At 63.7% G+C, this 21,418-nt stretch carries 18 protein-coding genes and 1 tRNA gene; 7 read left to right on the top strand and 12 right to left on the bottom strand.

Annotated elements, in window-relative coordinates:
- From QRM57_RS04170 to QRM57_RS04145, 6 genes are all read right to left on the bottom strand, one after another.
- Complete coding sequence (locus QRM57_RS04170; RefSeq protein WP_284985687.1) at nucleotides 1–663, bottom strand: acetyltransferase; 663 nt, start codon at nucleotides 661–663, stop codon at nucleotides 1–3.
- Nucleotides 660–1,826: a DegT/DnrJ/EryC1/StrS family aminotransferase gene (locus QRM57_RS04165; RefSeq protein WP_284985686.1), complete on the bottom strand. Its 1,167-nt coding sequence runs from the start codon at nucleotides 1,824–1,826 to the stop codon at nucleotides 660–662. The genes QRM57_RS04170 and QRM57_RS04165 overlap by 4 nt, the downstream gene beginning before the upstream one ends.
- Nucleotides 1,823–2,842: an NAD-dependent epimerase/dehydratase family protein gene (locus QRM57_RS04160; protein ID WP_284985685.1), complete on the bottom strand. Its 1,020-nt coding sequence runs from the start codon at nucleotides 2,840–2,842 to the stop codon at nucleotides 1,823–1,825. The genes QRM57_RS04165 and QRM57_RS04160 overlap by 4 nt, the downstream gene beginning before the upstream one ends.
- Nucleotides 2,839–3,948, bottom strand: coding sequence for a Gfo/Idh/MocA family protein (locus QRM57_RS04155; protein WP_235522000.1), 1,110 nt, complete (start codon nucleotides 3,946–3,948; stop codon nucleotides 2,839–2,841). Before QRM57_RS04155 ends, QRM57_RS04160 begins: the two co-directional genes overlap by 4 nt.
- Before the next feature lie 57 nt (nucleotides 3,949–4,005).
- On the bottom strand, nucleotides 4,006–5,685 hold the full coding sequence (locus QRM57_RS04150) for a sugar transferase (RefSeq protein ID WP_284985684.1): 1,680 nt from the start codon (nucleotides 5,683–5,685) through the stop codon (nucleotides 4,006–4,008).
- Nucleotides 5,686–5,955: 270 nt separating this feature from the next.
- Nucleotides 5,956–6,213, bottom strand: coding sequence for a hypothetical protein (locus QRM57_RS04145; RefSeq protein ID WP_235521998.1), 258 nt, complete (start codon nucleotides 6,211–6,213; stop codon nucleotides 5,956–5,958).
- Nucleotides 6,214–6,252: 39 nt separating this feature from the next.
- Between QRM57_RS04145 and QRM57_RS04140 the strand changes: the two genes are divergently transcribed.
- Nucleotides 6,253–6,486, top strand: coding sequence for a DUF5703 family protein (locus tag QRM57_RS04140; protein WP_017200923.1), 234 nt, complete (start codon nucleotides 6,253–6,255; stop codon nucleotides 6,484–6,486).
- A 19-nt stretch (nucleotides 6,487–6,505) separates the two neighbouring features.
- Here the strand turns inward: QRM57_RS04140 and QRM57_RS04135 are convergent, their stop codons facing one another.
- Both QRM57_RS04135 and QRM57_RS04130 read right to left on the bottom strand, forming a co-directional pair.
- Entirely contained in the window at nucleotides 6,506–7,666 is a 1,161-nt protein-coding gene (locus QRM57_RS04135; protein ID WP_284985683.1) for an acyl-CoA dehydrogenase family protein, read from the bottom strand.
- A gap of 27 nt (nucleotides 7,667–7,693) precedes the next feature.
- Entirely contained in the window at nucleotides 7,694–8,998 is a 1,305-nt protein-coding gene (locus tag QRM57_RS04130) for a M20/M25/M40 family metallo-hydrolase (protein WP_211712679.1), read from the bottom strand.
- Nucleotides 8,999–9,262: 264 nt separating this feature from the next.
- Between QRM57_RS04130 and QRM57_RS04125 the strand changes: the two genes are divergently transcribed.
- Nucleotides 9,263–9,348: transfer RNA gene (locus tag QRM57_RS04125), tRNA-Leu, on the top strand.
- 116 nt (nucleotides 9,349–9,464) lie between these two features.
- Nucleotides 9,465–10,436 (top strand): alpha/beta hydrolase, encoded by a 972-nt coding sequence (locus QRM57_RS04120; protein ID WP_284985682.1) that lies wholly within the window; start codon nucleotides 9,465–9,467, stop codon nucleotides 10,434–10,436.
- A gap of 86 nt (nucleotides 10,437–10,522) precedes the next feature.
- On the opposite strand, the gene QRM57_RS04115 is transcribed toward QRM57_RS04120, so the two are convergent.
- The 3 genes from QRM57_RS04115 to QRM57_RS04105 are packed head-to-tail and all read right to left on the bottom strand — an operon-like array spanning nucleotide 10,523 to nucleotide 14,147.
- The gene (locus QRM57_RS04115; protein ID WP_284985681.1) at nucleotides 10,523–11,449 is read right to left on the bottom strand and encodes a MaoC family dehydratase; all 927 of its coding nucleotides are present in this window, start codon (nucleotides 11,447–11,449) and stop codon (nucleotides 10,523–10,525) included.
- Complete coding sequence (locus QRM57_RS04110; protein WP_284985680.1) at nucleotides 11,446–12,786, bottom strand: 3-oxoacyl-ACP reductase; 1,341 nt, start codon at nucleotides 12,784–12,786, stop codon at nucleotides 11,446–11,448. The genes QRM57_RS04115 and QRM57_RS04110 overlap by 4 nt, the downstream gene beginning before the upstream one ends.
- A gap of 8 nt (nucleotides 12,787–12,794) precedes the next feature.
- A complete protein-coding gene (locus QRM57_RS04105) occupies nucleotides 12,795–14,147 on the bottom strand; it encodes an acetyl-CoA C-acetyltransferase (protein WP_235521992.1) in 1,353 nt (450 codons plus the stop codon).
- On the opposite strand from QRM57_RS04105, the gene QRM57_RS04100 reads away from it, so the two are divergent.
- Nucleotides 14,146–14,910, top strand: a complete 765-nt coding sequence (locus QRM57_RS04100; RefSeq protein WP_235521991.1) for a TetR/AcrR family transcriptional regulator — start codon at nucleotides 14,146–14,148, stop codon at nucleotides 14,908–14,910. The genes QRM57_RS04105 and QRM57_RS04100 overlap by 2 nt on opposite strands.
- 46 nt (nucleotides 14,911–14,956) lie before the next feature.
- Nucleotides 14,957–17,059 (top strand): acyl-CoA dehydrogenase family protein, encoded by a 2,103-nt coding sequence (locus tag QRM57_RS04095; protein WP_284985679.1) that lies wholly within the window; start codon nucleotides 14,957–14,959, stop codon nucleotides 17,057–17,059.
- A gap of 120 nt (nucleotides 17,060–17,179) precedes the next feature.
- Here QRM57_RS04095 and glgA read toward each other — a convergent pair whose 3' ends face one another.
- Nucleotides 17,180–18,376, bottom strand: a complete 1,197-nt coding sequence (gene glgA / locus QRM57_RS04090; RefSeq protein ID WP_284985678.1) for a glycogen synthase — start codon at nucleotides 18,374–18,376, stop codon at nucleotides 17,180–17,182.
- A gap of 93 nt (nucleotides 18,377–18,469) precedes the next feature.
- Between glgA and glgC the strand changes: the two genes are divergently transcribed.
- Nucleotides 18,470–19,882: a glucose-1-phosphate adenylyltransferase gene (gene glgC, locus QRM57_RS04085; protein WP_257368104.1), complete on the top strand. Its 1,413-nt coding sequence runs from the start codon at nucleotides 18,470–18,472 to the stop codon at nucleotides 19,880–19,882.
- Between the two features lie 63 nt (nucleotides 19,883–19,945).
- A complete protein-coding gene (locus tag QRM57_RS04080; RefSeq protein ID WP_284985677.1) occupies nucleotides 19,946–21,397 on the top strand; it encodes an SDR family NAD(P)-dependent oxidoreductase in 1,452 nt (483 codons plus the stop codon).
- The last annotated feature ends 21 nt before the right edge of the window (nucleotides 21,398–21,418 follow it).

Genomic DNA, 21,418 nt, shown 5'->3' with positions numbered 1-21,418 from the left:
TCATTGAGCCCCCTCCAGCGCCGGAGAGTTGCCGCGCCTTATCACCCGGGCCGGGACACCGGCCCACGTCTCGTCATCGGGTACGTCGTTCAGGACCGCCGCGCCCATCCCGATGGTCGCTTTCGCGCCAATGGACCGGCGCTCGCGGACACTGGCGTTCATGCCAATGTAGGCGGCACGGCCGACGCGGACGTTACCCCCCAGTGAGACCCCGGAAGCGAAGGTCGCGAAATCGCCGATGATGTCGTCGTGGGTGAACGTGACCCCTGGCATGGCGACAACATGGTTGCCGATGGTGACGGAGGCCGTCATGCTGACGTGGGCCAGGAGGATGCTGCCGGTGCCGATCACGCACCCTTCGGGGACATTGACTGTGGGATCGATGGCGGTTGCGTAGCGGTTCTCTGCAAGCCCAAGGGCGCGCAACCGCATCACGACGCTCTCCCGGCCCGCCCCTGAACCGATGCAGACCAACAACAAGGCGTGTGGGAAGAGGAGCGCGTCCTTGATGGGACCGAGCACGTGGGCGCCATCGACCACGCGCCCGAGTTTGTCTTCGTCGTCGTCGAGGATGCCGATGACGTCGAACGGGCCGCTGCTGCGGACCATCGCCAGGACTTCGCGGGCGAGTCCGCTGGCTGCGATAAGGAGTAGCTCGGTCATCGTCCTTGTCCTGCCGCGCGGAGTACGGAATCGATGACGCGGACTTGGTCGTGGAGAGCCAATTGGTGGTACACCGGGAGGATCAGGGTGTGATCGGTCAGCCATTCCGTGGCCCGAAGTTCGGCTCCGCCTGTGTCCTTCCCGGCGTAGGCGGGCTGGCGGTGGGCCGCCATGATGCCGCGCCGCGCGGAGATGCCGTCTTCGGCGAGGCGGATCATCAGGGCATCCCTCCCCAACGGAAATGCAGCACCGATTTCCACCCAGCAGGATTGGAAGTTGCTGGTGCCGTATCCGGGGTCGCTGACCAGCCGGAGGCCTTCGACGCCGGCAAACGCGTTCGCGTAGGTGGCGGCCAGTTCACGACGCCGCTGGACAGCCTCATGGAGGCGCCCCAGTTGGACCAGTCCGACGGCGGCCTGAAGGTCGGTCATGCGGTAGTTGAAACCGACTTCGAGGTACTCTTCCGCGGGAGCGAGGATGCTGGCGTGCCGGTCCGTGGCTGAAACGCTCATGGCGTGTTCCCGGAGGCGCCGTGCCCGGTCCGCGAAGTCCTGGCGCGGAGTGGAGAGCATTCCACCTTCACCGGTGGTGAGGATCTTGCGGGGATGGAAGGACCACGCGGCCACCTCTGCCCCGGCGCCTACCGGACGGCTGCGGTAGCGGGAGCCGATGGCGCAGGCCGCGTCTTCGACCACGATGATGCCGCGGCCATCGCAGAGGGACCTGATGGGGTCCAAGTCAACCGGAACCCCGCCCTGGTCTACGGCGATGACGGCCTTGGTGGCCGGTGTGAGGGCCTTCTCGACCGTCTCTGCGGTCAGGCAGCCCGTCTGGATATCGACGTCGGCGAACACGGGACGCGCCCCCATGTAGGTGGGTGCGTTGGCGGTGGCAATGAAAGAGAAAGACGGGACCACCACATCGTCTCCCGGGCCGACGCCGGCGACGGCGAGCGCCAGGTGAAGGGCCGAGGTGCAGCTGGAGGTTGCCACCGCATGACGGGATTCCTGTTCCGCTGCGAACGCTTCTTCGAACTGGCGGACCTTGGGGCCTTGCGCGACCCAACCCGAAGCGATCACTTCGGCCACGGCTTGGGCTTCCTCTTCGCCCAGCCAGGGTTTCATGACGTCGATGCGGCCCAAGCGTGTCCCGGAGATGGTCATCGCGCACCAACTGCCGGGGCTCCGGGCCCATCCACCAGCCTGGCCGCTGCAATCTCGTCGCGGAGGGGACGCCACCAGGAGACCAGCGACCGCAGCCCGTCTTCCAGGCCGACCGCTGCTTCGAAGCCGAGGTCTTCCCGGGCAGCGGTGACGTCCGCCAGGCGCCGGGCAACCCCATTCACTGCGCGTTCCGGGCCGTGTTCAAGGTGCAGTGAGGATTCCATGACCGTCAGCAGGGTTTGAGCCAGTTCGGCCAGGCTGGTTTCGGTGCCGCTGGCCACGTTGTAGGCCCCTTCGCGCACGTCGCTGACGGCTGCCAGGACGTTGGCCCTGGCCACGTCCGCGGTGTGGACGAAGTCCATTGTTTGCTCTCCGCTGCCGAAGATCATAGGTGGCTTGCCATCGACGATCCGTTCCATCCAGCGCACCAGCACTTCGGTGTAGAGCCCGTGCACGTCCATGCGGGGCCCGTAGACGTTGAAGTAGCGCAGGATGACGTAGTCCAGGCCTGACATGGCGCGGAAGCTCCTGGCCATCCCCTCGTTGAAGGATTTTGCGGCTCCGTAGAAGGTGTCGTTGTTGTGGTGGTGGTGGCTTTCCTTGGTGGGGAATTGCTCGGCCATCCCGTAAACAGAGGCACTGGACGCCGAGATGAGCTTGTCCACTTTGTGTTCAACGGCTGCCTCGTACACGTTGAACGTCCCATCCACCAACACTTCGAGGGCGAGCCGGGGTTCTTCCGCACATTGGGTGATGCGGATGGCCGCCTGGTGGAAGACCAGGTCCTTGCCGTGGGTGAGGTCGTGGACGAGATCCCTGTCCCGCAGGTCGCCTTCGACGAGTTGGACGCGTTCGGTGGCCAGTGCGCCGTCCAGGTTGGCCCGGCGTCCCCGCACCAGGTTGTCCAGGACGTCCACATGCGCCGCACCGGCGTCGAGCAGTTGGTCCACCAGGGTGGATCCGATGGTTCCGGCGCCTCCGGTGACCAGCACGTTGGCGCCCAGTAGCTTCTTCATCGTGCGACCTGGAGATTTACCTCGTTGCCGGCTACCACTGTTGCCTGGCCATCGGTACCCAGGCTCTGGGTCACGGCCTCAAGGACGGACAGGACCCGCAGCCCGGATTCGCCGCTGGTGCGGGGCCGGGTGTGGTTCCGGATGGAGGTGGCCAGTTCCGCTACTACTTGGCCGAGGGGTTCGCGTTCCTGCAGCGCCGGGGACCACGTGTCGCCCAAGCGGTAGGAGATCGCTGAGGCCTTCTTGTCGGCCGCTGATCTGGGTTGCTGGTCCAGGCTGACTCCGCGGTCGTAGACGCTGAGCCGTTGCTGCGGGTTCAGGTCGTCCCACACAAGGGTCCGCTTTGACCCTCCGATGATCATTTGGCGGATTTTGGTGGGACTGAGCCAGTTCACGTGGATGTGCACGATCGCATCGTTGGGCAGGCCGAAGGTCAGATGTCCCACGCAGTCCCGGCCGGTGCCGAGGGGATCTGCGCCGTGGGCCGAGATTTCCGTGGGATGCAGTCCGCCGGGGAGCACGAAGTCGAGGATTGAGAGGTCGTGGGGTGCCAGATCCCAGAAGACATTGACGTCCGGTTGGACGAGTCCCAGGTTGATGCGGACTGAGTCAACGTACAGGATGTCGCCCAGCACTCCGCTGGAGACCAGTTCCTGGATCTTCAGGACTGCCGGGGTGAAGCAGTAGGTGTGGTCGGCCATCAGGACCAGCCCGCGGGCGTTGGCTTCTTCCACCATTTCCAGTCCCTTGGCTCGGCTGTCCGCGAGCGGCTTTTCCACGAGCACGTGCTTTCCTGCGCGCAGGGCCGTCATCACCACGCCGTGATGGGTGTGCGCCGGTGTGGCGACGGCGATCGCGTCCAGGTTGTAGGTGTCCAGCAGTTCGTCCAAGGACTCGACGACGGCCACCCCGCCCACGGTTCCGGCGAGCTTCAGTCCGCGCTCGATGTCCAGGTCGCAGATGGCAACCAGGTCCCAATCGGGGCTTGCTTTGAGGTTCCTTGCGAGGTTTGGACCCCAGTAGCCTGCCCCTACCACCGCCGCGCGAAGCTTCGGCCTGAGGTCATGTCCGTTCAATGGTCCTGCTGGAACAGTGCGTATGCTCATTTCCCACTCAACTTCTGTGCTGGTAGCCCGGTACTCGGTCTGTACTGCAGTTCGCCGCTAATAGGCGCCGGATGGCCGGGTCATCGCCCGGAAAGTTCGCCACATGATCATTAGGTCACCGGCCAGGGACCAGTTCTCCACGTAGTAGAGATCCAGCCGGACCGCTTCATCCCAGGGAAGGTCGGAACGTCCGTTGATTTGCCACAGGCCGGTAATGCCCGGTTTGATCAGCAGGCGCCGGTGCGTGTGTTGTTCGTAGGCGCTGACCTCGCGGGACAACGGTGGGCGGGGGCCAACGAGGCTCATATCGCCCATGAGGACATTCCAGAATTGGGGCAGTTCGTCGAGGGAGTATTTGCGCATCCATCGACCACATCGCGTGATCCGGGGGTCGCCCCGGATCTTGAACAGGACACCCGCACCTTCGTCCTGGCTGCCCAGGGCTTCCACTTGGGATTCGGCATCTACCACCATGGAGCGGAACTTCAGCATCCTGAAGGTCGTCCCCTGCTTGCCGATCCGCTCTTGCCGGAAAAGGATCGGGCCTGGACTGTCGGCGTGGACTATCGCGGCCAACAGCATCAACACCGGTGCCAGGGCGATCAGCGCGGCCGCTGAGATGACGATGTCCATCAGGCGTTTCAGTGTGTGCTTGCCGCCGGAGTAATGCGGGATATCGACATGCATCAGCGGAAGCCCCTCGACCGGCCGCCAGTGGATGCGCGGACCGGCGACGTTGGTGAGGGTTGCCGCGAGGACGAGTTCTGCGGCGTTCTCCTCCAATCGCCATCCGAGTTCCTGGATGAACTGGTTGCCACCGGGAACAGGCCCCGCCACAATGACTGCGTTCGCTCCTGTCTGCCGTACAGTGTGCGCGATCCCGTAGATTGATGACAGGACCGGGACGCGCTGGTGGTCTACAGCCAGGACCGCTCCCCGCCGGGCACCCGGCAGGCAGGCGCCCACAATCTCGTAGACCGCCCCTGATCTCCTGTTGATTTGCTTGATCACGTACCGGACGTCCTGCGGCTCCCCGACTACCAGGGCGCGCGAGAGGCAGCGCCCCCGCGATTTTTCCTGGCTCAGCCACCGGCGGAACCCCCACCTGCTGCCTGTCAGCGATATCAGGCCAAGCGGCAGGGAAACCAGGACGAAGGAACTGACAGTTTCAAGGCGGAAGACTACAGCCACGATGGCAAGGAAACCGAAGACGCGGATGCTCGCTGAGAAGATCCGCTTGTATTCCTCCGGGCCCACGCCCAGGACTTTGGGATCCCGGGTCCTGTAGACCTCCAATGCTGCCAGCCAAACGAAGCCCAGTATCCCGCCCAGCACCAGGTGGTTTGCCTGCGCCGGGGGGTCGGCGGTGAACGGCCATCCCGCCGTATCCACCAGGAACCCGACGGTGACGGCCGCCGCTACCAACATGGTGTCAGCCAGTCGGAGGCTGGTGGTCAGCCGGTGCGTCCATGTCAGGCGGTCCTTGGGCGGTGCGGCGACCCGGGAGCGCCGGTGGGTGACTGGCGGCACAAGGTCCAGGGTGACATCCGGCCTCGGCGCCGCCAGTCCCGCCTTTTCAGTCCGTTGTGCAGCAACGGACTTGTCAATCCAGGGAGACGCCGGCGGATTGACATCGGCAGTGGAAGGTTCCGTTGGAAAGACTGATCCCACGGTGGCATGGTTTGGACCCGTGGGTGCCGCTACCTTGCCTAGACGCAAGACTGGAACTTTCACCATGTCAGCCTTCTTCGCAGACCTGCCATTGCCTACATATCAGTGAAGCCTCGGCTGTCAGGGGGCGCACCAGTAGTGTGTACTCAAGTTTGCGCAGCATTACCCAATCCCCCTACGTGCAAGTACCTAGCCGGCACCGCTGGGACTACGTGTCCCGGGCCCTGCACGCCGGGCAAAAAAGCCCGGAATCATGGGTCATCAACGGCAATGCCGTGACGGCAATGGGCACAAAAAACCGGCCACCCGAAGGCAGCCGGTGCAAAGCGGAGAGTCTTAGTCCTCTACTATTTCGAGGTCCTCATCGAGTGCCTCGTCGTCGTCCTCATCCTCGTCGTCGAAGACCTGAAGCGGAGTGACCTCGGAGAATGCCTCGTAAAGTGCGTCCTCGTAAACTTCGAAAGCGTCGGCAACCGCGAAGAACGCGGCCTCGACATTGGGGTCCCCCTCGCCCCTTCGGGCGGATGCGGCAACCAGATGCTCTTCCAAGGCGGCGGTCAGTGATTGAAGCGCGACACGCGGATCGATGCTCATGACTTCACGTTAGCCGGAAAAAGACGAAAATGGAGAGGGATGAGAGAACAATTTCCGGGCAGCTCCGTGGAGCGCCAACGAGACTATGCACGTCAGTACGAGTACCTCGTATTGACGGTGGGCCCTGACGATTCACTGCCTGAGGCCCGCCGCCGGCTGGCCGAGCATTCCGAGTACGGCAAATGGGAACTCGAACGCAGCGTCCTGTACCTGGGCGGTGGGCGCCGTTTCTGGCTGCGGCGAAAAGTGTATTCCGTCCAGCGCACCGTCTAGGCGCCACCGCCCGGCCACACTACTTCTCCAAGGGTCCAAGCCATGCGTTGGCGACAGTGTTGTGCGCGGATTCGTCGTTGGAGGGATGGAAGATGCCCGCCAGCACATCCCGGTACAGCCGTTCCATCTCAGAACCCCTGAAGTAGCTCGAACCGCCCGTTACCCGGATTGCCAGGTCCACCACGTGGCGCGCATTCTCGGTGGCCCTGGACTTGATGCCCACCAGCTTGGGGAACCACTGCGCGCCGTGATCTACGAGGTTGTCGACGTCCCGGGCAACGGTGGCTATTTGAGGTTGGATCCCGTCCATGGCCAAGGCGGCATCTGCTACCTTCCAACGGATGTCGGGGTCCTGGGCGAGGCTGCGGCCGCCATTCTTGGCCGAAACACGGCGTTTGACGTTCTCGACGCCCAGGAAGAACGCACGCTCTGCCACGCCTGTGTACACGGCGGCGAGAAGCGTTTCAAAACAGGCGAAGATGGAGAAAATCAGCAGGTCCTGGTTAGGGCCCACCGGCAGTTTGCGGAAGATCCGGTCCGGAGGAACTACGGCACCATGCAGCAAGGTGGTGTTCGAGGCACTGGCCCGCATTCCCAAAGTGTCCCAATCACTTAGCGTTTCGTGGCCGGGTTCGTCGCGGCGGATGAAGCCGAACACCAGCTCCCCTGCCCCGTCCCTGGCGGCGGCGTCCTTACCGAACGTCCCCAGGCGTGTCCAACCGCGGGAAAGGCTGGTGAAGATTTTCCGGCCCGTAAATCGATAACCACCATCGGGCAGGGATTCGGCTACCGTGCCTGAATCGAAAAGCATGGAGTCGTTGCCCGCCTCCGAAATGCCGAACGCAAAGACTTCCCCCTTACCGGCCTCCTTCAGCACGAAGTCCAAAGAATTGTCGCCCCTGGCCGCCATGACACGCGCGACGCCGGTCCACACCAGGTGCATGTTGACGGCCAGCGCCGTGGCCGGGGCCGCCGTGGCGAGACGCTGCTGCAACGCCGCCACCGCTTCAAGACCAAGCCCCAGTCCGCCGTCGGCCTCCGGTACGAAAAGCTTGAGGTACCCGGCGGCGGCCAACTCCTCAAGGTCCTCGTGGAAGAAGCGGTTGTCGCGGTCGTACCCTGCGGCACGGCCGCGCAGGCGCTCGAGCAGGACATCCGGCAGGATTTCTTCGGAATTCATCGACGTGCCTTCTTCTGGTGGTGGCGTCTAGTAGTTGCTCAGCAGCCTGTTCAGGACACGGGCGCCGAACTGGAGGGACTCGGCCGGAACCCGCTCATCCACCCCGTGGAACATGCCGGTGAAGTCGAGCTCATCGGGCAGCATCAACGGCGCGAATCCGTAGCCGGTGATGCCGATCTTGCTCAGCGACTTGTTATCGGTGCCGCCGGAGAGTGTGTATGGGAGGACCTTTGCCCCGGGATCCTCCGAATGCAGGGCGTCGATCATGGAGTCCACCAGGTTCCCGGCGAAGGGCACCTCAAGGGACACATCCTTGTTGACGTAACTGATCTCGATGCCGTCCCCCGCGAGCTCCTTGATCGTCTCGAAAACCAGTTCCTGCTGGCCAGGAAGAGTGCGGCAGTCAACGAAAGCTTCCGCCGACTCCGGGATGACGTTGTGCTTGTAGCCGGAACGAAGCAGCGTGGGATTCGAGGTGTTCTGCAGCGTCGCACCCACGAAACGGGCCACTGTGCCGAGCTCCTTCAGGAGGATGTCCGGGTTGTCGGCGTCAAACTCGACGCCGGTCAGTTCCGTCACGCCGTCCAGGAACTGGCGGGTGGTGGGGGTCAGTTCCACTGGCCATTTGTACTCCCCAATCCTCGTTACCGCAGCAGCCAGCCGGGTGACCGCGTTGTCGGTGTTGATTTGGGAGCCGTGGCCCGCACGTCCATGGGCCACCAACCGCAGCCAGGAGAGACCCTTTTCAGCGGTCTGGAGCAGGTAGGTCCGCTGCCCACCGATCGTGGCGGAGAAGCCACCCACTTCGGAGATGGCCTCCGTGGCGCCATCGAAAAGCTCGCGCCGGTGTTCCACGGCGTAGCGGGCACCGTACGTGCCGCCAGCTTCCTCATCGGCAAAAAAGGCGAAGATGATGTCCCGCTTGGGCTTACGGCCGGTCCGGGCAAAATCGCGCATGACTGAGAGGATCATGGCGTCCATGTCCTTCATGTCCACGGCACCCCGACCCCATACCAGCCCGTCCTTCAACTCCCCGCTGAAGGGATCAACGCTCCACTGGTCCTTCAATGCAGGAACCACATCCAAGTGCCCATGCACCACCAAAGCGTCCGCCGAGGGATCTTCTCCTGCCAGGCGGGTCACCACATTGGCGCGGCCCGGGGCGGACTCGAAGATTTCAGCCTCAAGGCCTACCTCGGTGATGAGTCCGGCAGTGTATTCGGCCGCCGCGCGCTCCCCCGGGCCGGTGTCGTCGCCGAAGTTCGAGGAGTCAATGCGGATGAGCTCCTGGCAGATCCGGACTACTTCGTCTTCGGGGCGGATGACAGACATGGAAACTCTCCTTGCGTGGCTGGGCTGCAGGTTCCGGCGACGCGCTCTGCGGCTTCCGCAGCCCGTCCCGTGTCCCCTCAGCCTACTCACCAGCAGCGGTACGAGTCAGGAATTCGTTGCGCCATGGGTCGCCGGACAACCAAGGAAGGGGCCCTGGCCAGCCCCGATTTTTCCGTAACCCCAAACCGTGTTAGAGTTTTTCTCGCTGCTTCGGAGGAAAGCAAAGCACCGCAAGGTCCTTAATCACTTCTCTGAACACCACCTGCGCGGGTGGCGGAATGGCAGACGCGCTAGCTTGAGGTGCTAGTCCTCGAAAGGGGGTGGGGGTTCAAGTCCCCCTCCGCGCACCAACACAAGGCCTGGAATCCAAAGGATTCCGGGCCTTGTTTGTTTTGTCGGGAGTTCGCCGGCCCATACAATGCGAGTTTGATCACACGTATCACTTCCCAGCTCACATAAGGAAACGATGGACAGCTCAGAAGTCATCCTCGGCGCCGAGTACACGGTACGGACGCTGGCACTCCAGCCCGATGACGAGGGTGAAGTAATAGCTACCCTCCTGTCGCGGAAAGCCACGGTGCCGGCCGGGCGGGCGGTGCTGTACGTTCACGGCTTCGTGGACTACTTCTTCCAAGGGCACCTGGCTGATGAGTGGATCAAGGCCGGGTACGACTTCTATGCCCTGGACCTCCGAAAATACGGACGCTCGCTCCTGCCACACCAGACGCCCAACTACATCGAGTCACTCCAAAGCTACGACGAAGAGCTGGACGAGGCCGCGCGGATCATCAAGGACGAGCACGGACACGACGTACTGGTTGTCCTTGGCCACTCGACGGGCGGTTTGGTGACCAGCCTGTGGGCGCATCGGCGGCGTTTCGATGGCATCGTGGACGCGTTGGTCCTCAATAGCCCGTGGTTCGACCTGAACAAGCCCTTCTTCCAGCGCACGGTGGGTACCGCCGTCGTCGAACGCCTTGCCAACTACCAGCCGAGACGCCAGGTGGGCGTGCTGGGTCAGCGGTACGGCCAGAGCCTGCACGTAACCACCGGGGGTGCCTGGGATTTCAACCTCGCCTGGAAGCCGCTCGAAGGCTTTCCGGTGCTGGCGGGCTGGCTTCGTGCGATCCGGCGCGGTCACGCCGAACTCGCCAAAGGGCTGGACATCCGCTGCCCGGTCCTGGTGTGCGCGTCGACGGCCAGCGCCGCAGAGACAGCACCGCTGGAGACCATCAGTTCCGCGGACATCGTCCTGGACGTGCGGCACATCGCTGACCGCAGTACACGGCTCGGCCGCCTGGTGACTTTGGCAAGGATCGACGGCGGCATCCACGACCTGGCGCTCTCGGCCGAACCGGCGAGGAGCCGGTTTTTCCAGGAAGTCTTCCGCTGGGCGGGTGCGTACGTGCCGGAGAGTGCTGCCAGCAACAACCAGTAACCAAGGCCGCAGAGCCAGATGCACAACACAGGGACGAAAAAGGCGGCGGTCCCCCGAAGGTGACCGCCGCCGTCGTCCGCGTTGGCTTAGGCCAGGGCGGAGACTGTGCCTGTGAAATGCCGACGCCCGCTTCGGGGATTCCAAGCGACGTAATCCGAGCGCTCCCAGCCACCGGACTCCGACGGGACCGTGGTGATGTCCAACGCGACCCGTGCCGGAAGGAACACTGGAGCCTCGAACGCCACCTCCCAGGCGAACGAATCCGCCTTCACCGCTCCAACGTCCGCCAACGCTCGGGATGCCAGGTACATTCCGTGGGCAATTGAACCACGCAAGCCGAGCGCCTTGGCCGACAGGACGCTCAGGTGGATCGGATTGAAGTCGCCGGAAACCGTGGCGTAGTTCCGCCCGGTATCGAGGCCAAGTTGCCAGAGCGCCGTAGGGTTGGGCGGGGAGAAATCCCCGGTCCCAGCGGCGCCATTCGGGGCCCCCGGCTTGTCGATGCCAGGAAGGAAGCTTCCTTTGGCGAGGTAGGTAGAGACGCCCCGCCAGAGCAATTCACCGGTTGAATGTGAACGGACCTCGGCCACAATGTCCACCTGGGTCCCTGCCCTGTGCCCGGACAGGTTCTCTGCCCAGGAAAGGATGTCCAGGGACTCGGAGAATACGATGGGAACCCTTTGCTCCACCTTGTTCTTCAAGTGGATCATCCCCAGGAGGGGCAGGGGAAAATCGTCCCGGTTCATGACGCTCATGGAGATGGGAAACGCCAGTGCATGCACGTACCCGGCGGGCAGGGTGTCGCTGGCGGTCTCGCCGACCAGGTGCTGGTAGGCGGTGAGGTTTCCGACGTCGGCATGGACGTTCCGTACCTCATGGCTGACGGCCGGCAATTGCCCTGTCCCACCCGCCGCACCAAGGACCCGGCGCCGTGCTGCCGTGGCCGCCGCATTCACATACAGCTTGGAAAGCGACGGAAGTTCGCCAAGAAGGACCGGCTGCAGGGTGCTCATGCTCCCACCAGTTGTTGGCCGCACACCCGCAGCACCCCTCCGGTGATTCCGCCTGCAGCGTCGCTGGCCAGGAACGCAATGGCCTCCGCGACGTCCTGGGGCTGGCCGCCCTGCTTGAGGGAGTTGAGCCTGCGGGCCGCCTCGCGGATGGCGAGCGGCATCTTGGCTGTCATCTCCGTTTCTATGAAGCCCGGGGCAACCGCGTTAATGGTGCCACCGAATGGTTCCATGTGGTCGGCAGTGGAACGCACCATGCCGATGACACCGCCCTTTGACGCTCCGTAGTTTGTCTGTCCCCGGTTGCCGGCGATGCCGCTGGTGGAGGCAACCGAAACTATGCGGGGAGAGTCTTTGAAGTGTTCGGAAGCGAGCAAAGCTTCGTTGATCCGGAGCTGGGCCGCGATGTTCACTGCGATGACGGAGCGCCAACGCCCCTCATCCATATTTGCCAGGAGCCTGTCCCGGGTGATGCCGGCGTTGTGGACCACGATGTCGAGGCGTCCGTGGCGTTCCACTGCGTGCTCGATGATGCGGTGCCCGGCGTCGTCGCGGCTGATGTCCAGCTGCAGGGCGGTCCCCCGGACCTCGTTGGCGACCCTCGCCAGGTGGTCACCGGCGGCGGGAATGTCCACAGCGACTACGGTGGCACCGTCACGGTGAAGCGTCCGGGCAATAGCTGCCCCGATGCCACGCGCCGCGCCGGTCACCACGGCGACCTTTCCGGCCAGTGGCTTCTCCGGATCGCCCGGCAGGATGCCCTTGGTGGAGCTGACCGTCAGGAACTGTCCGTCAACATAGGCAGAACGTCCCGACAGGAAGAAGCGCAGGGCTCCCAGTGCCGAGGGACTGGTGGTTGCAAGGTCGTCGGCCAGGAGAATGCCATTGGCCGTTGCCCCTGCCCGAAGCTCCTTGGCCAAGGACCGCAAAAAGCCATCAATGCCCTGCCGCGCGGCGGCGGAGGCCGGAGACTGGGCGGAGTCCGCAGTGCGCGAGATGGTGACTACCCTGGCGTTGACGGCGAGGTCACGCAACGAGGACCCCGCTGTGAGGACGGGTTTTGCGAGGTCGTCGGGGTGCTGCACGGCATCCAGGACCAGTACGATCGCGCCGAGTTTTTCCTTGGGCAGGGCGTTCCGCCGGACATCCAGGCCCCACCCCAGCAGGGTTGTGGCGATGTCGTCGGCGCCCGGGCTGTCCCCGCTGACGAGGACAGGGCCGGTGACCAGCGGTGCACCGGCGCTGTAACGCCGAAGTTCCACCGGCTGGGGAAGGCCGAGCCTTTTGGCGAGGTCCTTGCCGAGCCCTTGGCTCACCAATTGTGTGTATTTATCTGCCAAGACTCCCCCTAAGCTGCTTCCAGTATGGCGACGACGCCCTGCCCGCCGGCGGCGCACACGGAGATCAGGCCCCGCGCGGGCCGCCCGTTGACGGTGCCCTTCTCATGCAGCATCTTGGCAAGCGATGCCACGATCCTCCCACCCGTTGCGGCGAAAGGGTGTCCTGCCGCGAGCGACGATCCGTTGACGTTGAGCTTTGCGCGGTCCACCTTGCCCAGTGCACCGTCCAGGCCCAGGCGGGTGCGGCCGAATTCCTCGTCTTCCCATGCGGCCAGCGTGCTCAGGACGGTTCCGGCAAAGGCTTCATGGATCTCGAAGAAGTCGATGTCCTCAAAGGTCAGTCCATGGCGGGCCAGCAGGCGCGGGACAGCGAAGACGGGAGCCATCAGCAGGCCGTCCTTGCCGTGGACGAAGTCGACGGCGGCCGCCTCACCATCCAGGACCGTGGCCAGCTTCGGCAGGCCGTGGGTATCGGCCCATTCCGTGCTTGCCAGCAGGACGGTGGAGGCGCCGTCAGTCAATGGGGTGGAGTTGCCGGCCGTCATTGTTGCCTCGGCGCCAAGGTTCCTGCCGAAGACCGGCTTCAGTGTGGACAGCTTCTCCAGCGTGGTATCGGGGCGGAGGTTGGAGTCGCGGTTGAGTCCGCGGTAGGGAGTGATGAGGTCATCGAAGAAGCCCCGCTCGTAGGCGGCTGCCAGGTTGCGGTGGCTGTTGAAAGCCAGTTCATCCTGGGCCTCACGGGTGATCTTCCACTGTGCGGTGGTGAGGGCCTGGTGCTCCCCCATGGAGAGGCCTGTCCGCGGTTCGCCGGTGTTCGGGGCATCGGGTGCCAGATCCTTGGGCCTGATGCGGCTGAGGATCTTCACTTTCTGCACCGGGGTCTTGGCGCGGTTCAGGTCCAGCAGTATCTCGCGGAGGCCCTCGCTCACTGCGATGGGCGCATCCGAGGCTGAATCAACGCCGCCGGCGATCGCCGAGTCGATCTGGCCCAGCTTGATCTTGTTGGCCAGCCCCAGGACTGTCTCCAGTCCGGTCGCGCAGGCCTGCTGAAGGTCGTAGGCCGGTGTCTCGGGTGAAAGGGCCGAGCCGAGGACGGCTTCGCGGGTGAGGTTGAAGTCCCTTGAGTGCTTGAGCACCGCTCCGGCCGCGACTTCGCCGATGCGTTCGTCCTGCAGGCCAAACCGGGCAATGAGCCCCTCAAGTGAGGCGGTCAGCATGTCCTGGTTGGAGGATTTGGCGTAGGCGCCGCCGGTCCGGGCGAAGGGGATGCGGTTGCCGCCGACAATAACGGCGGCGCGGTTCGCCGTGGGCCTAGCGGTGTGTTCCCGGGAAGCGTTCGGGTTCAGATCTGATGCAGCCATGCTGGTCTCCTTCGATCAATGCGGGTTACTGATACCCAGCGTACCTGATACGCTGGGTATCGTGAACAACAGCCACGATGAATCCGCCGTCTCAACAGCGACCCCGCAAGCCGGTGCCGTTGGGGTGGTTGACGGCCGGGCCGCCCGCTGGCAGTCGCACCGGGAAGAACGCCGGCGGGAACTCATCAAGGCGGCCCGCAAGGCCGTGCATAAGCTGGGCAGCGACTCCTCCATGGAGGACATCGCAAGCGCAGCGGGCACATCGAAGTCGGTTTTCTACCGCTATTTCGGTGACAAGGCAGGGCTGCAGCAGGCCATGGGTGAGGTAGTCCTCGGACAAATGCAACGCCGCATGCAGGAAGCAGCCCAACAGGCCCAAACGCCCCGGGAAGGTTTGCTGGCCATGGTGTCCGCTTATCTTCAAATGGCCGAATCAAGTCCCAATGTCTACGCCTTTATTACCCGGCTCTCGCCAGGCGAGGCATCCGCCCAGGACGCCATCGCGGCATCCGGTGCGCTGGGCAATTTTTTCGAACAGATCACCGGGATGATCGCCACGCCCATGCGTGAATACCTCGGCGACCACCACGAGTCGGTAATCGTCTATTGGCCCACGGCCGCAATCGGGCTGGTCAGGAATGCCGGCGAGATGTGGTTGGGAAGCCCCGCGGACAGCGCAAAGCCCGATCAGGCAACCATGGCCGGGCAGATTACCGATTGGCTGTGCCTGGGCATCGCTCCGGCCCTCAAGACCACCACCTGACACCAGCAATGACTCATCAGTTGTCGGAACCAAAGAAGGAAGCAACATGACTGAAGTAGTGGACAAGGCCTCATCGGCCCAGAAATCCTCCGGCCGCGACGACGCCGCCACCGCTGCCACTGAACCCGTCGTGGATGTGGCCGCGCTCGGGGAGCAACTCCTCGGCAAGTGGGCCCATATCCGTCACGAGGCCCGCAAGGTGGCAGGCAACCCGGCCGTGCAAAAGATCGAAGGGTTGCACCACACCGAGCACCGCGCCCGCGTCTTCGAGCAGTTGAAATTCCTGGTGGACAACAACACCGTCCACCGCGCCTTCCCGACCCGCCTGGGCGGTTCCGACGATCACGGCGGCAACATCGCAGGCTTCGAGGAGATCGTCACCGCAGATCCCTCCCTGCAGATCAAAGCCGGTGTGCAGTGGGGCCTATTCGGCTCCGCCGTGATGCACCTGGGCACCGCTGAACACCAGGACAAGTGGCTCCCCGGCATCATGAGCCTGGAGATACCCGGCTGCTTTGCGATGACAGAAACAGGGCATGGCTCAGATGTGGCCAGCATTGCCACCACCGCCACGTATGACGAAGCCAGCCAGGAATTCGTCATCAACACGCCCTTCCGTGCTGCCTGGAAGGACTACATCGGCAACGCTGCCACTGACGGCCTTGCCGCCGTCGTATTCGCGCAGCTGATTACCAAGAATGTCACTCACGGCGTCCACGCCTTCTACGTCGAACTCCGCGACCCCGCCACCAAGGAATTCCTGCCCGGCATCGGCGGCGAGGACGACGGCATCAAGGGTGGCCTGAACGGCATCGACAACGGCCGGCTGCACTTCACCAATGTCCGTATCCCCCGGACCAACCTGCTGAACCGGTATGGCGACGTGGCTGCGGACGGCACCTACACCTCCACCATCGAGAGCCCGGGGCGCCGCTTCTTCACCATGTTGGGAACCCTGGTCCAGGGGCGGGTTTCTCTGGACGGCGCCGCGGTTGCGGCGAGCAAGCTCGCGCTCAAGACGGCCATCCAGTACGCCACCGAACGCCGGCAGTTCAATGCCTCGTCCGCCACGGATGAGGAAGTGCTATTGGATTACCAGCGGCACCAGCGGCGCCTGTTCACCAGGCTGGCCACGACCTACGCAGCCAGCTTCGCGCACGAACAGCTGCTGCAGAAATTCGACGACGTCTTCTCGGGCGCGCACGACACTGACGCCGACCGGCAGGACCTGGAAACGCTCGCTGCCGCGCTCAAGCCGCTCAGCACCTGGCATGCCCTGGATACGCTGCAGGAATGCCGCGAAGCATGCGGCGGTGCCGGCTTCCTGATCGAGAACCGCTTCGCCTCCCTGCGTGCGGACCTGGACGTGTATGTGACGTTCGAGGGCGACAACACCGTCCTGCTGCAGCTGGTGGCAAAGCGATTGCTGGCCGATTACGCCAAGGAATTCCGCAGCGCCGACTTCGGCGTCCTTGCCCGCTACGTCGTGGATCAGGCCGCCGGGGTGGCCTTGCACAGGACGGGCCTGCGGCAGGTTGCACAGTTCGTTGCCGACACCGGCTCGGTCCAAAAAGCGGCTCTCGCGCTGCGGGACGAAGAAGGCCAGCGGACCTTGCTCGCTGACCGGGTCCAGTCCATGGTCGCTGAGGTGGGTGCGGCACTCAAGGGTGCCAACAAGCTTCCCCAGCACCAGGCCGCAGCATTGTTCAACCAGCACCAACACGAACTCATCGAAGCTGCACAGGCCCACGCGGAACTCCTGCAGTGGGAGGCTTTCACCGAGGCACTCCCCCACGTTGCCGATGAGGGAACCAAGCGTGTCCTGACCTGGCTGCGTGATCTGTTCGGCTTGTCGCTGATCGAGAAGCACCTCTCCTGGTACCTCATGAACGGCAGGTTGTCCATGCAGCGTGGCCGGACCGTGGGCACCTACATCAACCGCCTGCTGGTCAAGATCCGGCCGCACGCACTGGACCTCGTCGATGCCTTTGGATACGGCCCGGAACACCTGCGCGCTGCCATCGCGACCGGGGCTGAAGCCACCCGGCAGGACCAGGCCCGCGAACATTTCCGTGGGCAGCGCGCCAGTGGCACCGCTCCTGCCGACGAGAAAGCCCTGCTTGCCTTGAAGGCCGCCAAGTCCCGTTAGCAGTACTCCGCTGACAGGCGGTGAACAGTTGCGGAACCTTTGTTAACGCCCGACGGCGCCGTCCCCACCGAAGTGGGGCGGCGCCGTCGTACTTTGTTTTTGCTTGTCGGACGCTGCGCGTCAGCGCAGGACCGAGCGGTACACCTCAAGGGTCGTTTCGGTGATGGACTCCCAGGAGAAGTGCTCCTCCGCCCTGCGCCGTCCCGCAATACCCATTTCACGGGCACGGGCCGGGTCAGCGACCACCTGGTTCAAGGCTGCAGCGAAATCGCTGACGAACTTTTCCGGATCCAGCGGAGTGCCGGTGCCGTCGGTGACCTGTTCCAGCTGGACCAGCAGGCCGGTTTCCCCGTGCTGGACCACCTCGGGGATGCCGCCGGTTGCGCTGGCCACCACGGCTGCGCCGCAGGCCATGGCCTCAAGGTTCACGATGCCCAGGGGCTCGTAGATCGACGGGCATGCGAAGGCGGTGGCATGGCTGAGGACCTGGATCAGTTCCCGCCGCGGGAGCATCCGCTCAATCAGGACCACGCCTTCGCGTTTGGTCTGCAGTTCCTCGATGAGGCGGGCAGTTTCCGCAGCCAGCTCCTGGGTGTCCGCGGCGCCGAGGCACAGCACCAGCTGGACATCGTCCGGCAAGCTCGAAGCCGCGCGAAGCAGGTAGGGAACGCCCTTCTGGCGCGTGTTGCGCCCCACGAACACCACGCTCGGCTTGGCGGGATCGATCCCCAACGCCCGGATCGCGTCGTCCTCTTCATCACGCTCCCACAGCGAGACGTCGATGCCGTTGTGGACCACGCGGACCTTGTCCGGATCCACGCTGGGGTAGCTGCGGAGGATGTCCTGGCGCATGCCGTCGGATACGGCGATGATGGCAGCGGCAGCCTCATAAGCGGTCTTTTCCACCCAGGAGGACAGGGCATAGCCGCCTCCAAGCTGTTCAGCCTTCCACGGGCGCAGGGGCTCAAGGCTGTGGGCGCTGAGGACATGCGGAATGCCGTGCAGCAGCGAAGCGAGGTGGCCGGCCATGTTGGCGTACCAGGTGTGCGAGTGGACGAGGTCCGCTCCCGCAATGTCCGGAACGATCCTCAGGTCCACGCCCAGCGTTTGGATTGCGGCGTTGGCATCGCCGAGGTCTTCGGGCGTGGCGTATGACGCCACAGTAGCCCCGTGGTAGTCGGCATCACGGGGCGCACCGAACGCCCGGACGTGAAGGTCGACGTGCTTTGCCAGCACCCGGCTGAGCTCGGCAACGTGGACACCGGCACCGCCATAAATTTCCGGAGGGAATTCTTTAGTCACAATGTCTATTCGCACGCTAACCAACGTAGTCGTTCCGGCGTATGTGTTCTAGTGTGAAAGAGTCCGGAAAATCGGACTTTTGGGGGCTACGAAGACGTACGGGGAGCAGTGACCATGGCGTTGAAGAAAGTTTTGGCAATTGTATTGGCTGGCGGCGAGGGCAACCGACTCATGCCGCTGACGGCGGACCGGGCCAAGCCCGCGGTTCCGTTTGCCGGCGGCTACCGGCTCATCGACTTTGCATTATCCAATCTCGTTAACTCGGGATACTTGAAAATAGTTGTGCTGACGCAATACAAGTCGCATAGCCTTGACCGCCACATCTCTGAAACCTGGCGCATGTCCACGCAGTTGGGCCGTTACGTGGCGTCGGTTCCGGCGCAGCAGCGCGTAGGCAAGAGCTGGTTCCTTGGCAGTGCAAACGCCATCTACCAATCGCTGAACCTCATCCATGACGACGCCCCGGACATCGTGGTAGTGGTCGGCGCCGATCACGTGTACCGCATGGACTTCTCGCAGATGGTTGAGCAGCACATCGCCAGCGGCGCCAAGGCCACCGTGGCCGCAGTCCGCCAGCCGCTGAACATGGCCAACCAGTTCGGCGTGATCGAGGTAGACCAGAACGATCCCCAGAAGATTGCCGCCTTTGTGGAGAAGCCTGCCAGCACCCCCGGGCTCGCAGCCGACCCCACGCAGTTCCTTGCCTCCATGGGCAACTACGTCTTCGACGCCGATGCGTTGGTTGAGGCACTGCACGTTGACGCGGAACGGCTCGACACCAAGCACGACATGGGTGGCGACATCATCCCCTATTTCGTTGACCAAGGCGAAGCCGGCGTGTACGACTTCACGCTCAATGACATCCCCGGCGCTACGGACCGGGATCGTACTTACTGGCGGGACGTAGGGACCATCGACTCGTTCTATGACGCACACATGGACCTCATCTCTCCCGTCCCTGTCTTTAACCTCTACAACTCCGAATGGCCCATCTACACCCGCCAAAGCATTTCCCCGCCGGCAAAGTTTGTTCGCGGCGAAAACAACACGGTGGGCACTGCCCTCGATTCCATCGTGGCCAGCGGCGTGGTGATTTCCGGAGGCATCGTTGAAGGATCCGTCCTTTCCAACGATGCGTACGTGGCGGCTGGGAGCCGTGTCCAGGACTCCGTCCTCATGGACAAGGTCCGTGTGGGTGAAGGCGCCGTGATCAAGCGCGCCATCCTGGATAAAAACGTCAAGGTCCCCGCGGGGGCTGCCATCGGCTTGGACCCGGAGCTGGACAGGGCACGTGGATACAAGGTCACGGAGTCCGGAATCACTGTCCTCGCGAAGGGCCAGGTGGTCCCGGAGCCAGGCGAAGCCGAGCTCGCTCTGTCAGCCCAGCATCGCCGCAGCCTTCCGGAAGCGGTCAAGGCAGCCACACACCACGATCCCGACATCCGTGACTCCGCCGAAAAGGTAGCCGCTGGAATCCAGGCCCGAGTGGCGGACGCTGCATCCCAGGGCGCCGCGCACTAACCCGCAGTCCACTGACAGAACCCGAGGCAGGCCGGAGGCTCCCAAGGCTGTAAAATCAGGTCAATGAGCTCCACCGATCTGACGCCTGAAGAGATCCAGGCCTGCCTCAAGGTTCTGAAAACGATCCACGTCTATGACGAAGAGCACCCGGACTATGTTGCCGTCCGGCGTGCCACCGGCAAGATGTTCAAGGCCGTCAAGCGCCACCGCCGCGTCACCAAACGCGACTCCATCGCCGAGGCCGACCGTGCTGTTATTGCCCTGACAGCAACAGCAGCCCCGGACCGGATTGATGACGAGACCCGCGGCAACAAGCTTGCCCCGTCGGCCACAGGCGAGATCGCCGGGCACCTGATCCGTTCCCGCCCCTGCTACATCTGCAAAACGCATTACACCCAGGTGGATGCTTTCTACCACCAGTTGTGTCCGGAATGCGCGGCCTTCAGCCACAGCAAGCGTGATGCCCGCACCGACCTCACTGGCCGGAGGGCGTTGTTGACCGGCGGACGCGCCAAGATTGGCATGTACATTGCCCTGCGCCTGCTCCGGGACGGCGCCCACACCACCATCACCACCCGTTTCCCCAAGGACGCCGCCCGTCGTTTTGCCGCGATGGAAGACAGCTCGGAATGGCTGCACCGCCTACGTATCGTTGGCATCGACCTTCGCGACCCGGCCCAGGTCATGGCGCTCACGGATTCGCTCAACGAGGCCGGACCGTTGGACATCATCATCAACAATGCAGCCCAGACTGTGCGGCGTTCAGGCAATGCCTACAAACCGCTGGTGGATGCCGAAGACGAACCGTTGCCTGCCGCCCTGGAAGCGGCCAACGGCGGACCCGAGCTGGTGACGTTCGGCCATGCGCATGACAAGCACCCCTTGGCTCTGGCCAGCAGCGTCACCGAACACCCGGTGCTGGCTGGTGATGCGATCACGTCCTTGGCGCTCTCGACGGGTTCTGCGTCCCTGGAGCGTATCGAATCGGGGACAGCCATTGATGCCGGCGGACTGGTCCCGGACCTGGCCTCGATCAACAGCTGGACCCAGGTGGTGGACGAAGTGGATCCCCTGGAGATGCTCGAGGTCCAGCTGTGCAATGTCACCGCACCCTTCCTGCTGGTCAGCCGGCTGCGTGGGGCGATGAAGCGTTCCACGGCACATCGCAAGTACATCGTGAACGTCTCAGCGATGGAAGGGCAGTTCTCGCGCGCCTACAAGGGCCCCGGGCACCCCCACACCAACATGGCCAAGGCTGCGTTGAATATGATGACCCGGACCAGCGCCCAGGAGATGCTGGACTCCGACGGCATCCTCATGACCGCCGTGGACACGGGCTGGATCACCGATGAACGTCCGCACTACACCAAGGTCAGGCTGATGGAAGAAGGTTTCCATGCTCCCTTGGACTTGGTGGACGGTGCCGCGCGCGTCTACGACCCCATCGTGATGGGCGAAAAGGGCGAGGACCAGTACGGCGTGTTTCTCAAGGACTACAAGCCGTCCCCCTGGTAAAAAAATATATTGAGTACAGCC

This window comes from Arthrobacter sp. fls2-241-R2A-172 (assembly GCF_030208885.1).
Lineage (GTDB): Bacteria > Actinomycetota > Actinomycetes > Actinomycetales > Micrococcaceae > Arthrobacter.
The sequence above is the reverse complement of the archived record's forward strand: the minus strand, read 5'-3'. Positions and strand labels throughout refer to the sequence as shown.

Coding starts and splice junctions, on each gene's coding strand:
- QRM57_RS04170 (WP_284985687.1), bottom strand. CDS start 663: ATGACCGAGCTACTCCTTATCGCAGCCAGCGGACTCGCCCGCGAAGTC.
- QRM57_RS04165 (WP_284985686.1), bottom strand. CDS start 1,826: ATGACCATCTCCGGGACACGCTTGGGCCGCATCGACGTCATGAAACCC.
- QRM57_RS04160 (WP_284985685.1), bottom strand. CDS start 2,842: ATGAAGAAGCTACTGGGCGCCAACGTGCTGGTCACCGGAGGCGCCGGA.
- QRM57_RS04155 (WP_235522000.1), bottom strand. CDS start 3,948: ATGAGCATACGCACTGTTCCAGCAGGACCATTGAACGGACATGACCTC.
- QRM57_RS04150 (WP_284985684.1), bottom strand. CDS start 5,685: ATGGTGAAAGTTCCAGTCTTGCGTCTAGGCAAGGTAGCGGCACCCACG.
- QRM57_RS04145 (WP_235521998.1), bottom strand. CDS start 6,213: ATGAGCATCGATCCGCGTGTCGCGCTTCAATCACTGACCGCCGCCTTG.
- QRM57_RS04140 (WP_017200923.1), top strand. CDS start 6,253: ATGAGAGAACAATTTCCGGGCAGCTCCGTGGAGCGCCAACGAGACTAT.
- QRM57_RS04135 (WP_284985683.1), bottom strand. CDS start 7,666: ATGAATTCCGAAGAAATCCTGCCGGATGTCCTGCTCGAGCGCCTGCGC.
- QRM57_RS04130 (WP_211712679.1), bottom strand. CDS start 8,998: ATGTCTGTCATCCGCCCCGAAGACGAAGTAGTCCGGATCTGCCAGGAG.
- QRM57_RS04120 (WP_284985682.1), top strand. CDS start 9,465: ATGGACAGCTCAGAAGTCATCCTCGGCGCCGAGTACACGGTACGGACG.
- QRM57_RS04115 (WP_284985681.1), bottom strand. CDS start 11,449: ATGAGCACCCTGCAGCCGGTCCTTCTTGGCGAACTTCCGTCGCTTTCC.
- QRM57_RS04100 (WP_235521991.1), top strand. CDS start 14,146: ATGCTGGTCTCCTTCGATCAATGCGGGTTACTGATACCCAGCGTACCT.
- QRM57_RS04105 (WP_235521992.1), bottom strand. CDS start 14,147: ATGGCTGCATCAGATCTGAACCCGAACGCTTCCCGGGAACACACCGCT.
- QRM57_RS04095 (WP_284985679.1), top strand. CDS start 14,957: ATGACTGAAGTAGTGGACAAGGCCTCATCGGCCCAGAAATCCTCCGGC.
- QRM57_RS04080 (WP_284985677.1), top strand. CDS start 19,946: ATGAGCTCCACCGATCTGACGCCTGAAGAGATCCAGGCCTGCCTCAAG.